A 12,449-nucleotide genomic window follows, 5' to 3' on the forward strand; every position below is an offset into this window, starting at 1 on the left:
TCAGATTTCATGACATGCTTCATCCAGCACCCGGTCGTTCGTTTCATGCTGTCTGCGTCGGTCTGTCCGGGCGCGCTGTTCGCCGCCGCGACGGCGCATGCGCAGGAGGGGGGCGCCGCCGCACAGAGCGAAACCGCCGCTGAGGAACGCGCTCCGGGCTTCGAGGAAATTGTCGTCGTCGCGCGGCGCAAGGAAGAGCAGCTTCAGAACGTACCGGTCGCGGTCACCGCGATCGCCGGCGCGGATCTCGCGCGACAGTCGGTCGTGTCATTGTCCGACCTCACCCGCACGGTGCCGTCGCTGCAGGTGCTGCCGAGCGCCTTCAGCGCGAACATCCCGCGCTTCGTGATCCGCGCCCAATCGCAATTCGAGCCGCTCTTCTCGCAGGATCCGTCGGTCGCGGTCTATTTCGCCGATGTCATCCAGGCGCGAGCGCACGGTCTTAATGGCGCGATGTACGATCTGGCTTCGGTGCAGGTGCTGAAAGGCCCGCAGGGCACATTGTTCGGCCGCAATTCGACGGGCGGTGCGATCCTGATCGTGCCCCAGGCGCCGACGGACTCGTTCGAGGGCTATGTCGCGACCGAACTGGGCGATTACGGACTGCGCTCTTTCGAAGGGGCGGTGAACGTCCCGCTGAGCGATGCCATCCAGATCCGTCTGTCGGGCCGCACCTATGCGCATCGCGGTTATACGCGGGGCATCGGTACCGGCATTCGCTATGACGATGCCGACAATTATTCGCTGCGCCTCGGCATCAAGGCGAAGCTCAGCGACCGGCTGACCAATACGCTGTTCGTGACCAATTTCGCGGCCAGCGAAAACGGCACCGCCTTCAAGCTCTTCAATGCGCGTTCGACGCTGTCGTCGACCACGCTCGGCCAGCTCGCGCTGGGCGAACTCGCGTCGAGCCGGACCGAACCCTTCCATTCGGTGCGCACCGCCATACCCGCGGACAGCACCGACGTGAAAACGCTCACCATCGCCAACACCACCGCGTTCGATCTGGACGATGTCACGATCAAGAACATATTCGGATATCGCCGGGTCCGCTCGACGACCGCCTTCGATTATGACGGCACCACGCAGAACCAGTATAACGGTACCGTCAACCTGCGCGGCAACCAGTACAGCAACGAATTGCAGATCAGCGGATCGTCGTTCGGTGGCGCGCTGGAGTGGATCGGCGGCGGCTATCTGTTCATGGAGAAGGGCACCGAACGGCAGAACACGCTGCTCGATTACCGCCCCACCTTCATCCAGAACGCGCAGAGCATCGGCCGCGTCAAGAACGAGAGCCAGTCGCTCTTCGCGCAGGCGACGTTGAAGATACCGGGGCTGGACGGGCTCTCCGCGACGGCGGGCCTGCGCTATACCTGGGATCAGCGGGAGATCGCGCGCACGTCGTTCAACAACGGCAATTGTGCGCTGCTGACCGCCGATGTCGGCGGCACCCCGCTTTCCCCCTGCGTTCGCGAGGCCGGTTACAAGGCCGACGCGCCGACCTGGACCTTGGGCCTGGATTGGCAGATCAGCCCCGATCACCTGCTCTATGTGGCGAGCCGCAAGGGTTACCGGTCGGGCGGCGTCAACCAGCGCGCGAACATCCCCGCGCAGTTCGCGCCGTTCGAACCCGAATTCGTCACCGACTATGAAATCGGCCTGAAGGCGGACTGGCACATCGGCGGCGGCACGCTGCGCACCAATCTGGCGTTCTTCCATCAGGATTATGAGGACATCCAGCGGACGCAGACCCAGACGGTCTCGACCGGCAGTTCGACCATTCTCATCACGCGCGTCGTCAACGCGGCGTCGGCGCGAGTGCGCGGCTTCGAGGCGGATGTCCTCTGGTCGCCGATCCGCGCGATTCAGATCCGGGGCTATTACAGCCTGGCCGACGCCAAATATAAGAGCTGGCTGGTGCCGATCGTGGGCGGCGGCGTGCAGGATCGATCGGGCTTCATGTTCGCCAACACGCCCAAGCATTCGGGCGGCGGCAGCATCCTGCTGCGCCATGAACTTGGCGGCAACGCCGGTGAGGCGACGGCGCAGTTCGATGTCTACAGCCAGTCGAAGACCCAGTTGTCCGACGACAATATCCTGCCTGAAGGCATCAATCCCGGATACACGACGATGAATGCGCGGCTGGAATGGCGCCAACCCTTCGGCCAGCCGCTCGATCTGGGCGTCTGGGTCCGCAACATCGCCGACAAGAAATATTATACCAGCGGCGTGTCGGTTGCGGGTGCCGGCCTGGGATACACGGTGAAGACCATCGGCGCCCCGCGCACCATGGGCATTTCCGCGCGCTACGAATTCTGAGCGCCGCGACGACAGGACAATAAGACGGAGGGAAGCATGAGGTTCTGTGGACGCCGATGCGCGACGTTGCTCGCCCTGGCGATGGCGCCTTTCATGGCGAGCGCCGGCAGCGCGCGAGAACTGGTCTATGTGCAGGCCAGCAAGTCCGAAGAAGTCGTCGTGATCGATGCCAACACGTTCGAGCCGGTCACCCGGATTCCGATCGGCGGCTATACCGACGATGTCGTGGGGCTGCCCGACGGAACGATGGCATTCACCAACGTCATGCTGTCCAACAACAGTCCGTTGGGGAGCACCGTGGGCGAAGGCGGTCTCGTCCATGGCATCGATACCGCGACGAACAAGCTGGTCTGGGAAACCTTCGTCGACGGCCTGCCCAATCACATGGCGGTCAACAGCAATGGCCGCGAACTCTATGTGACGCTCGCCGACCGGAGCTGGATCGTCGTGCTCGACACGCGAACCGGGCGTATCCTGAAGCGCCTGTTCAGCGTGATGGGCAATCACGGCGCGAAGATGACGCCGGACGGCAAGCATCTTGTGGTCGGCAACATGTTCATCGATGCGATGCTTGTCTACGACGCGGCCAGCGGCGATGTCGTCCGTACGATCAATACGCGGGAAGGTGTGCGCCCCTTCCAGTTCGATAAACGCGGCAAGGTCTATTACCAGCTCTCGCGCTTCCACGGCTTCGAGGTGCGCGATCTCGCGACCGGCGCGCTCGAAAAGGTCGTCGAGCTGCCGAAGCTGCCCGCCAGCGTGCCGGCTCCGGAGGCCTATCCGCATACCGTCGACCACGGGCTGGCGATCACGCCCGACGGCAGCGCGATCGTCGCCGCGGCATCGACCGGCAATTATGTCGCGGTCTACAGCCTGCCCGATCTCAAGCTGCGCGGCACCGTGCCGGTCGGCGAGGATCCCAACTGGATCGCGGTCCGTGCCGATTCGAAGGTGGCCTTCGTCAGCAACCGCAAATCGAACAGCATCTCCGTCGTCGATCTCGACGGGTTGAAGGAGATCAGGAAAGTTCCGGCGGGCACCTTGCCGCAGCGGCTGAGCGTGATCGACGTGCCTTAGAGCATGTGATCCACTGGAAGCGGATCACATGCTCTAGGTTTTCTATTTTACCGCGATTTCCGAGTCGTTCGACGATTCCATCGAACTGGAAATCGCTCTGGCGCTGAGACTGAGGCCGCCGATTACCGCGACCAGCGCGCCCAGATCGCGGTGGGCAGCAGCAATCCGCGACGCTCTTCGCGCACCGCGAGTTCGCCGGCCTCGACCTTGCCGGGCAGGCCAGCCATGGCCTGACGCATCAGTTCGCCGATCGCGAGCGCGGACATGCGCACGGCATAGACGGTGAGGAAGCAGAAGCGCGATTCGGCATCGAGCAGCTTGCTGCAGTCGCCGATCAGGCCGGGCAGCCCTTCTTCCAGCTTCCAGACTTCGCCTTCGGGGCCGCGGCCATATTTGGGCGGATCGAGCAGGATGCCGTCATAGCGGCGGCCGCGCCGCACCTCGCGTGCGGTGAACTTGGCGGCGTCGTCGATGATCCAGCGCACCGGGCGATCCGCCAGGCCGGACAGCGTCGCGTTGCGTCGGCCCGCCTCGACCGATTTCTTCGACGCATCAACATGCACCATCTCGCCGCCGCGCGCGGCCATGGCGAGTGTGCCGACACCGGTATAGCCGAACAGGTTCATGATCGCGGGGTTGGGCAGATCGCCGGTCTGGTCGCGCATCCACGACCAGACCGGGCTCATGTCCGGGAAGAAGCCGAGGTGGCGGAACGGCGTGCAATGCGCGGTGAAGCGAACCTCGTCCCAGGCGAGCGGCCAGCCCTCGCGCGGAACCGGCTTGGCGAATTCCCAGCGCCCGCCGCCATCCTCGTCGGATCCGGGCACGAATTCGCCGTGCGCGTCCCAATCGTCGGATGCCGGTGCCCACATCGCCTGCGGCTCAGGCCGGATGAAGCGATAGCGGCCGTAGCGTTCCAGCTTGCGGCCATGACCGCAGTCGATCAGCCCGTAATCGGCCCAGGGTTCCGCGATCAGGGTTTCGAGCGTCATCCCCGCGGTGTCGCGCGCTCTGCGATATAGGCGGTGACCGCGTCGAGCGTCGCCGGCAGCACCGTATAGCGCTCCTCGCGTTCGAACAGATTGGCGACGCGCGGTGGCAGGGCCGGGCGGGCGCCCGTCGCGCGTTCGACCGCATCGGGGAATTTGGCCGGATGCGCGGTCGCGAGCGTAACGATCGGTACGCCCGCGCCCAGATCCTCGGCGCGCGCGGCGGCGGCGAGGCCGATTGCGCTGTGCGGATCGATCACCTGGCCGGCCCGTTCGCAGGCCCAGCGCATCGCCATCTGCATATCGTCACCATCGACGCGCGCGCTTGTGAAGAGTGCGTTTGCACCCTCGCGCTGGCGTGTGGTCAGCGAGATCGCGCGATTGGTTTCGAATTCGCGCATCGATTCGGCGAGCTGGAAGGCGTCGCGACCGTTCAGGTCGAACAACAGCCGTTCGAAGTTGGAGCTGACCTGGATGTCCATCGACGGCGTCGCCGTCGGCACCACAGTGCCCTGCGAATAATCGCCGGCGGAGAGTGCGCGATGCAGGATGTCGTTGATGTTGGTGGCGACGATCAGCCGCGCCACCGGCAGGCCCATCTTCGCCGCGACATAACCGGCGAAGACGTCGCCGAAATTGCCGGTCGGCACCGAGAAGGCGACCGGGCGGTGCGGTGCGCCCAGGCGCACGGCAGCGTAGAAATAATAGACCACCTGCGCCATCAGCCGCGCCCAGTTGATCGAATTGACCGCCGAGAGCGCGAAGCGGCCCGAGAAGGCGGGATCGGCGAACATCGCCTTCACCATCGCCTGGGCCTGATCGAAATCGCCCTGTATCGCGATGTTGTGGACGTTGGGCGCGAGCACCGTCGTCATCTGGCGGCGCTGGACATCGGACACGCGGCCATCGGGATGGAGCATGAAGATGTCGACCTTCGCCCGGCCGGCGAGTGCGTCGATCGCCGCCGAGCCGGTATCGCCCGATGTCGCGCCGACGACCGTCAGGTGCGTGTCGCGATTGCTCAGGAAACGCTCGAACAGCAGGCCGAGCAACTGGAGGGCAACGTCCTTGAAGGCAAGCGTCGGGCCGTGGAACAGTTCGAGCAGCCAATGGCGGTGATCGAGCTGGACGAGCGGCGTGACCGCGTCATGCTCGAACCGGCCATAGGCCTGGGTGCAGAGCGCGCGCAGAGCATCTTCGTCCAGCGCGTCGCCGACAAAGGGCGTCATGACGCGCACGGCGGTTTCGACATAGGAGAGCCCGGCCATGCCGGCGATCTCCTCATGCGACAGCGATGGCCATTTTTCCGGGACGTAGAGTCCCCCGTCCGTGGCGAGCCCGGCGAGCGTGACGCTCTCGAAATCGAGCGCAGGTGCGCTCCCCCTGGTGCTGACATATCGCATGACCGCGCGGCCTTAGCGGCGCGCGCGCGGGCGCGCAACCGAACTCAGGGCGTTTGGACGCGCCCGCGCCGTTTCAGTGCCAGCCAATAGATGATTCCCGCGATCCCCGCGAACAGGAACCACTGGACCGCATAGGCCAGATGATTGTTCGGAACGTCCTCGATCGACGGCGGTGCGCTCGGGCTGAGGCCGGGCGCCGCTTCGGTAGCGATCAGCATGGGGCGGGGCGGAGGCGCATTGCCTGCCAATTGGCCGATCAGGCTGCCATGCTGAGGCTCGGTGGCGATTCGCCCATGCACCATGCCTCCGGCCCATTCCGGCACCGCCTGCGGATCGCGGCCCACGCCCATATCCGCGAGCAGGCCGGGCCCTTCCGCGCCGGTGCGGCATTCGGCGATGAAACGGTATCCGGATTGGCCATCGGCGCTGCGGCCCGCCTCCTTACGCCAGCCGGTCACTTCCAGGCAGTTGGCGGACGAAGGCCTGAACAGCGCATATTCGGGGATCGGCGCCAGCGCGGGATAGGCGATCTCACCCTGTTTCTGATTCGCGGCATAGACCGCTATCAGCGCGTTCTTCTCGTCGGCGCGCCGCAACTGCCAGATGCCGAGCGCGATCATGACGAGGATCGCGGCCGCGACGATGATCGTCGGGATGATGGGCCAGCGTTTCATTCGACCAGCCGGCCTTCACGTGCGCGACTGCGATATTCGAGCAAGACGAGCGCGCCCTTGGCGATACGGAGCAGGCCGATCACCAGCGCCAGAGTCAGCGGCACCCAGATCAGGATATGCAGCCAGAAGGGTGGTTCGACGGAAAGCTGGAGGACGACGGCGCCGATCGTGACGATCGCACCGACGATCATGATGAGAAAAGCTGCCGGCCCGTCGCCGACATTGAACTGGGCGAGGTCGAGGCCGCAGTTCCCGCAGGCGGGCGCGAATTTCACCCAGCCTGAAAACAAGGTCTTCGCGCCGCAGCGCGGACAAAGGCCCCCGAGCGCGGCGTGCGCGACATCGGGGGCCTGATGGGTCATTGGAGGTACTTCAATCAGGTCAGCCGTGAACCGGCGCGCCCCAGCCGCCCCAGACATAGACGGCGACGAAGAGGAACAGCCACACTACGTCGACGAAGTGCCAGTACCAGGCGGCGGCTTCGAAGCCGAAATGCTGGCGGGGCGTGAAATCGCCGCGATAGGCGCGGACGAGGCAGACGATCAGGAAGATCGTGCCGATCAGCACGTGGAAGCCGTGGAAACCCGTCGCCATGTAGAAGGCCGAGCTGTAGGTGCTGCCGCCGAAACCGAACGGCGCATGCGCATATTCATAGGCCTGGATGGCGGAGAACAGCGCGCCGAGCAGGATGGTGAGCCACAGGCCCTTCTTCAGGCCTTCGCGATCGCCATGGATCAGCGCGTGGTGCGCCCAGGTGACGGTGCAGCCCGAGCAGAGCAGGATCAGCGTGTTGAGCAGGGGCAGTTCGAAGGCGTTCAGGACTTCCAGGCCCTTGGGCGGCCACTGGCCAATCCCGGTCGCCATGACTTCAACCGCGCCTTCGACATATTGGATGGGGCGGGGGAAGAGCGAAAAGTCGAACCAGGCCCAGAACCAGCCGACGAAGAACATCACTTCGGAGGCGATGAACATGATCATGCCGTAGCGCAGGTGAAGCTGCACGACGGGCGTGTGATCGCCCGAATTGGCTTCCTTGATCACATCGGACCACCAGGAGAACATCGTGAAGAGCACGCCCGCCAGGCCGGCCAGGAACACCCAGCCGCCGCCCGCGACGTCGTGCATCCACATGATGCCGCCCGCCGCCATGGCGAGCGCCGAGAACGAGCCGATGATCGGCCACGGGCTCGGCGCCAGAATATGATAGTCGTGGTTCTTCGCTCCGGCCATTTTGGCGTGTCCCTTACCCTGTTTGGCTGTTCCCTAACCTCAACCTTTTTCCGGGTCCACCGGGAAGAAGGTGTAGGAGAGGGTGATTTCGCTGATATCGTTTGCGTCCGGATCGTCCAGGATCTTCGGATCGACGAAGAAGATCACGGGCATGCGCACCTGCTGGCCCGGCTCCAACGTCTGCTGGCTGAAGCAGAAGCACTCGACTTTGGTGAAATATTTGCCCGCCTGAGTCGGGCTGACATTGTAGCTGGCGATACCGGTCACCGGCTTGTCGGACAGATTCTTCGCCGAATAGAACGCCATTTCGTTGGCGCCGATCGTCACGGTCTCGACGTGTTTTTCCGGCTCGAAGCTCCAGGGCAGCGCCGGCGCGTGATTCGCGTCGAAGCGGATCGAGATCGTCTTGCCAGCGACGGGCTTGACCAATGTGCCGGCCTCTGCGCGCTGCGTCGTCCCGCCGAAGCCGGTGACTTGGCAGAACAGGCGATAGAGCGGCACGGAGGCATAGCCCAGGCACACCATGCCTGTGACGAGCATGACCATCGAAACGGCCGTGCGGCGCTTGCCGCGCTCCAGCGTGCCTGCCGTCATGTCGGTCATGAACCGGCCAGCTTCGCGATGGTGATGCCGTAGATCAGCACGACGAAGCCGACGAGCAGCAGCCCCATGACGATCGCGCGCGACTTCTGGCGCTTGCGGACGAGATTCTGTTCTTCGGGGGTCATGACAGCCAATGGTCGGCGACGAGCGCGCCGAATATGAGGAAAAGATAGAGGATCGACCATGCGAACAGCGCCTTTTCGGGCTTCATCGCATCATCGGGTGTGCTCTGGCGGAAGCCGACGATCGCGGCGCGGACCAGGAACCAGCCGGTGAGCGCGATCGCCGAGATGCCGTAGACCGGGCCGGCAAGGCCGAGCGGCCACGGCGCGATCGCGGCGGCGGCCATCGGCAAGCTGTAAAGGAAGATCTGGCGGCGCGTGGTGCGTTCGCCCGCGACGACGGGCAGCATCGGAATGCCGGCGGCGGCGTAATCGATGCGCACCCATAGCGCGAGCGCCCAGAAATGTGGTGGCGTCCACAGGAAGACGATCAGGAACAGCAGGGCCGGCAGCGCGGAGACGTCGCCGGTGACGGCGGCCCAGCCGATCAGCGGCGGGAACGCGCCGGCGGCGCCGCCGATCACGATATTCTGCGGCGTGCGTGGCTTCAGCCACATCGTATAGACGACGACGTAGAACAGGATCGAAACCGCCAGGATGCCGGCGGCGAGCCAGTTGGTCGCAACCCCCATCAGGATCACGGAGAAGAAGGACAGGCCGACACCGAAATGGAGCGCGGACTGGCGATCCATCCGCCCGGCGGGCAGCGGTCGCTGCTCTGTCCGCTTCATCTTCGCGTCGACGTCCGCCTCGTACCACTGGTTGAGCGCGCCAGCCGCGCCCGCGCCCAGCGCGATGCAGAGAATCGCGGTGAAGCCGAGCACCGGATGAATGCCGCCGGGGGCGACGAGCAGGCCGCAGAGGCCCGTGAACACCACCAGGCGCATCACCGAGGGTTTGGTGAGCGCCAGGAAATCCCGCCAGTCGGCTGGAATCAAGGTGGAGGGCAAAGTCGCCGGGGTCATTTCAGCCGGGCCTATAGGCCGAAGGCGGCGCGGAGAAAAGGGTGTAGGCGATTCGGATCGTCATGGTTCATCGGGCCAGGCCACCCAGAGAACGGTCGCCTTCATTCCGGCGCACAAAAAAACGCCCCGATTTTCATCGGGGCGTTCTTTCTTTGCCGTTTCGCTGCGGTCAGTCGACCTTGGGCAGCGTCTCGAACTGGTGGTAGGGCGGCGGGCTGGAGAGCGTCCATTCCAGCGTCGTCGCGCCTTCGCCCCAGGGATTGCCGGCGGCTTTCTTGCCCGCGGCGAGCGAGATGATGACGTTCACGAAGAACACCACCATGCCGGCCAGCATCAGCGTGTAGCCATAGGTGCTGGCGATGTGGTTCCAGTACTCATAGGCAGCCGGATAGTCCGGGTAGCGACGCGGCATGCCCTGAAGGCCCAGGAAGTGCATCGGGAAGAACAGGATGTTCACGCCGATGAAGAACAGCCAGAAGTGCAACTGGCCCAGGAACTCGTTGTAGTTCTTGCCCGACATCTTGGCGAACCAATAGTAGAAGCCGGCGAAGAGCGAGAACACGGCGCCCAGCGAGAGCACATAGTGGAAGTGCGCGACGACGTAATAGGTGTCGTGCATGTAGTTGTCGATGCCGCCATTGGCGAGCAGCACGCCGGTGACGCCACCGACGGTGAACATGAAGATGAAGCCCAGCGACCACACCATCGGCGTCTTGAAGCTCAGCGAACCGCCCCACATGGTGGCGATCCACGAGAAGATCTTGATGCCGGTCGGCACCGCGATCACCATCGTCGCGGCGGTGAAGTACATCTTCATGTTCACGGTCAGGCCGACGGTGAACATATGGTGCGCCCACACGACGAAGCCGACCACGCCGATCGCGACCATGGCATAGGCCATGCCGAGATAGCCGAAGACCGGCTTCTTGGAGAAGGTCGCGACGATCTGGCTGACGATGCCGAAGCCCGGCAGGATCATGATGTACACTTCGGGGTGGCCGAAGAACCAGAACAGGTGCTGGTAGAGCAGCGGATCGCCGCCGCCGGCCGCGTCGAAGAAGGTGGTGCCGAAGTTACGGTCGGTCAGCAGCATCGTGATCGCCGCGGCGAGCACGGGCAGCGCGAGCAGCAGCAGGAAGGCGGTGACGAGCACCGACCACACGAACAGCGGCATCTTGTGCAGGGTCATGCCGGGTGCGCGCATGTTGAAGATGGTGGTGATGAAGTTGATCGCGCCCAGGATCGAGCTGGCGCCCGCGAGGTGGAGCGACAGGATCGCCATGTCGACCGCCGGACCGGCCGAACCCGAGGTGGAGAGCGGTGCATAGACCGTCCAGCCGGTGCCGGCGCCGAGGCCGGTGCCGCCCGAAACAAAGGTCGAGCCGAGCAAGAGGCTGAACGCGGGAACGAGCAGCCAGAAGCTGATGTTGTTCATCCGCGGGAACGCCATGTCCGGCGCGCCGATCATGATCGGGACGAACCAGTTGCCGAAGCCGCCGATCATGGCTGGCATGACCATGAAGAACACCATGATCAGGCCGTGCGCGGTGATGAGCACGTTCCAGAGATGGTTGGCCTGGTCGGCCGTGGCGCCCGGGCCTTCGAGCGTCGCCGCCCAGGCCTGGAGATACTGGACGCCCGGCTCGGCGAGTTCGAGGCGCATGAGGCCCGAAATGCCGCCGCCGATGATGCCCGCGATGATCGCGAAGATCAGGTAGAGGGTGCCGATGTCCTTATGGTTGGTGGACATGAACCAGCGGGCGAAGAAGCCCGGCTTATGGTCGGCGTCGTGATGATGATCATGCGCGTGTGCGTCATGAAACTCGGCAGGTGTTGCAGCGATATCGGTCATGGGTTCAGCTTCCGGTGGCCGCGGCGGCGGCATTGGTGGCGTTCGCGGCAGGTGCGGCCTCTGCGGCGTTGCTCGCTGCGGCGGCGTTCGCGGCATTGGCCGCGTTCGCAGCCTCGGCGGCGGCCGCAGCCGCTTCCTCGGCAGCCTTTTCGGCGGGCATCTTGCCGCCCTTGGTCTTGACCCAGGCAGCGAACTGCTCGGGCGAAACGGCCTCGACGGCGATCGGCATATAGGCGTGACGCGCGCCGCACAGTTCCGAGCACTGGCCGTAATAGACGCCGGGCTTGTCGATGGTGAAGGTCACCTCGTTGGTGCGGCCGGGAACCGCGTCCATCTTGATCCAGAAGGCGGGAACCGCCCAGCTATGGATCACATCGTTGGCGGTGACGAGAACCTTGATGGGCACGCCGACTGGCAGGATGACGCGATTGTCGACCGCGAGCAGACCGGGCTCGCCGCGCTTCTTCGCTTCGTCTTCCGGCAGCATGTTCGCGGTCAGCTCGATGCCATGATCGGGATATTCGTAACCCCAATACCACTGGTTGCCGATCGCCTTGAGCGTCACCGCGTCCTTGGGCGCCGGCTTGTACTGACGCGCCAGCAGGCTGATCGAGGGAATCGCGATGCCGACCAGGATCAGCACCGGCACCAGCGTCCAGATCACCTCGATGAAGGTGTTGTGCGTGGTCTTCGAGGGAACCGGATTCGCCTTGGCGCGATAGCGCGCGACGACCCAGAGCATGAGCAGGAGCACGAAAAGCGATATGATCGTCATGAGCGGCATCAGGATGTAATCGTGCATCCAGTGCGCTTCACCGCCCAGCTTGGTCACCTGCGGCTGAAGGCCGATCGCGCCGTTGACCGGCTGGCCGATGCCATCGACTGGCTTCGCTTCGGGGAAGGCGGGCTTCGCCGCTTCCACGTTGGCGGGCGCTGCCGCGTTGTCGGCGGCTGCCGACGCCACCGCGTTCTCGGCGGCCGTGCCGGCTTCGGCCTCGGCGGCGGGTGCCGCCGCGGCCGGCGCGGGGGCCGGCTGCTGCGCCTGCGCCGCTGCTGGCGCGAGCGCCATGCAAAGTGCGGCCAGGGCTGTCTTCAGCATGTTCATAGGCGTCTCGATCTCACTTGTCCCCTGGAGGACCGGGCGCGCCGATTCCTCGGATCGACCGGTCATTTTGCGGCGGCTTATAGGCACGCTATTCGCGTGTCTCAAGCATGCGTGACGATTTATTGACCCCGTTGCCGCTTGCGCGCCAGCCACTATAAGGCCCCCTT

The 12,449-nt window shown here is 64.6% G+C and carries 12 protein-coding genes; 2 read left to right on the plus strand and 10 right to left on the minus strand.

The window, feature by feature from the left end; all coding sequences use genetic code 11:
• Positions 1-45 precede the first annotated feature (45 nt).
• Both ACODTA_RS22870 and ACODTA_RS22875 read left to right on the plus strand, forming a co-directional pair.
• On the plus strand, positions 46-2,322 hold the full coding sequence (locus ACODTA_RS22870; RefSeq protein WP_489068959.1) for a TonB-dependent receptor: 2,277 nt from the start codon (positions 46-48) through the stop codon (positions 2,320-2,322).
• Between the two features lie 36 nt (positions 2,323-2,358).
• On the plus strand, positions 2,359-3,399 hold the full coding sequence (locus tag ACODTA_RS22875) for a YncE family protein (RefSeq protein WP_489068961.1): 1,041 nt from the start codon (positions 2,359-2,361) through the stop codon (positions 3,397-3,399).
• Between the two features lie 122 nt (positions 3,400-3,521).
• Here ACODTA_RS22875 and ACODTA_RS22880 read toward each other — a convergent pair whose 3' ends face one another.
• The 10 genes from ACODTA_RS22880 to coxB form a co-directional block, all read right to left on the minus strand.
• Positions 3,522-4,391: a class I SAM-dependent methyltransferase gene (locus ACODTA_RS22880; RefSeq protein WP_489068963.1), complete on the minus strand. Its 870-nt coding sequence runs from the start codon at positions 4,389-4,391 to the stop codon at positions 3,522-3,524.
• A complete protein-coding gene (gene thrC, locus ACODTA_RS22885; RefSeq protein WP_489068965.1) occupies positions 4,388-5,791 on the minus strand; it encodes a threonine synthase in 1,404 nt (467 codons plus the stop codon). Before thrC ends, ACODTA_RS22880 begins: the two co-directional genes overlap by 4 nt.
• Positions 5,792-5,835: 44 nt before the next feature.
• Complete coding sequence (locus tag ACODTA_RS22890; protein WP_489068967.1) at positions 5,836-6,465, minus strand: SURF1 family protein; 630 nt, start codon at positions 6,463-6,465, stop codon at positions 5,836-5,838.
• On the minus strand, positions 6,462-6,827 hold the full coding sequence (locus tag ACODTA_RS22895) for a DUF983 domain-containing protein (RefSeq protein WP_489068969.1): 366 nt from the start codon (positions 6,825-6,827) through the stop codon (positions 6,462-6,464). The genes ACODTA_RS22890 and ACODTA_RS22895 overlap by 4 nt, the downstream gene beginning before the upstream one ends.
• Positions 6,828-6,846: 19 nt before the next feature.
• On the minus strand, positions 6,847-7,695 hold the full coding sequence (locus ACODTA_RS22900) for a cytochrome c oxidase subunit 3 (protein ID WP_222992501.1): 849 nt from the start codon (positions 7,693-7,695) through the stop codon (positions 6,847-6,849).
• 39 nt (positions 7,696-7,734) lie between these two features.
• Entirely contained in the window at positions 7,735-8,298 is a 564-nt protein-coding gene (locus ACODTA_RS22905; protein ID WP_489068972.1) for a cytochrome c oxidase assembly protein, read from the minus strand.
• Positions 8,295-8,423, minus strand: a complete 129-nt coding sequence (locus tag ACODTA_RS22910) for a hypothetical protein (protein ID WP_489068974.1) — start codon at positions 8,421-8,423, stop codon at positions 8,295-8,297. Before ACODTA_RS22910 ends, ACODTA_RS22905 begins: the two co-directional genes overlap by 4 nt.
• The gene (locus ACODTA_RS22915) at positions 8,420-9,325 is read right to left on the minus strand and encodes a heme o synthase (protein ID WP_489068976.1); all 906 of its coding nucleotides are present in this window, start codon (positions 9,323-9,325) and stop codon (positions 8,420-8,422) included. Before ACODTA_RS22915 ends, ACODTA_RS22910 begins: the two co-directional genes overlap by 4 nt.
• A 169-nt stretch (positions 9,326-9,494) precedes the next feature.
• Entirely contained in the window at positions 9,495-11,177 is a 1,683-nt protein-coding gene (gene ctaD, locus ACODTA_RS22920; protein ID WP_489068978.1) for a cytochrome c oxidase subunit I, read from the minus strand.
• 4 nt (positions 11,178-11,181) lie between these two features.
• Positions 11,182-12,282, minus strand: a complete 1,101-nt coding sequence (coxB, locus tag ACODTA_RS22925; protein WP_489068980.1) for a cytochrome c oxidase subunit II — start codon at positions 12,280-12,282, stop codon at positions 11,182-11,184.
• Positions 12,283-12,449 lie beyond the last annotated feature (167 nt).

It is taken from the genome of Sphingomonas sp. FG14, from assembly GCF_057809675.1.

What these genes read in the sequence shown, in the direction of transcription:
- ACODTA_RS22870 (WP_489068959.1), top strand. Translation starts at nt 46, where the DNA reads ATGCTGTCTGCGTCGGTCTGTCCGGGCGCGCTGTTCGCCGCCGCGACG.
- ACODTA_RS22875 (WP_489068961.1), top strand. Translation starts at nt 2,359, where the DNA reads ATGAGGTTCTGTGGACGCCGATGCGCGACGTTGCTCGCCCTGGCGATG.
- ACODTA_RS22880 (WP_489068963.1), bottom strand. Translation starts at nt 4,391, where the DNA reads ATGACGCTCGAAACCCTGATCGCGGAACCCTGGGCCGATTACGGGCTG.
- thrC (WP_489068965.1), bottom strand. Translation starts at nt 5,791, where the DNA reads ATGCGATATGTCAGCACCAGGGGGAGCGCACCTGCGCTCGATTTCGAG.
- ACODTA_RS22890 (WP_489068967.1), bottom strand. Translation starts at nt 6,465, where the DNA reads ATGAAACGCTGGCCCATCATCCCGACGATCATCGTCGCGGCCGCGATC.
- ACODTA_RS22895 (WP_489068969.1), bottom strand. Translation starts at nt 6,827, where the DNA reads ATGACCCATCAGGCCCCCGATGTCGCGCACGCCGCGCTCGGGGGCCTT.
- ACODTA_RS22900 (WP_222992501.1), bottom strand. Translation starts at nt 7,695, where the DNA reads ATGGCCGGAGCGAAGAACCACGACTATCATATTCTGGCGCCGAGCCCG.
- ACODTA_RS22905 (WP_489068972.1), bottom strand. Translation starts at nt 8,298, where the DNA reads ATGACCGACATGACGGCAGGCACGCTGGAGCGCGGCAAGCGCCGCACG.
- ACODTA_RS22910 (WP_489068974.1), bottom strand. Translation starts at nt 8,423, where the DNA reads ATGACCCCCGAAGAACAGAATCTCGTCCGCAAGCGCCAGAAGTCGCGC.
- ACODTA_RS22915 (WP_489068976.1), bottom strand. Translation starts at nt 9,325, where the DNA reads ATGACCCCGGCGACTTTGCCCTCCACCTTGATTCCAGCCGACTGGCGG.
- ctaD (WP_489068978.1), bottom strand. Translation starts at nt 11,177, where the DNA reads ATGACCGATATCGCTGCAACACCTGCCGAGTTTCATGACGCACACGCG.
- coxB (WP_489068980.1), bottom strand. Translation starts at nt 12,282, where the DNA reads ATGAACATGCTGAAGACAGCCCTGGCCGCACTTTGCATGGCGCTCGCG.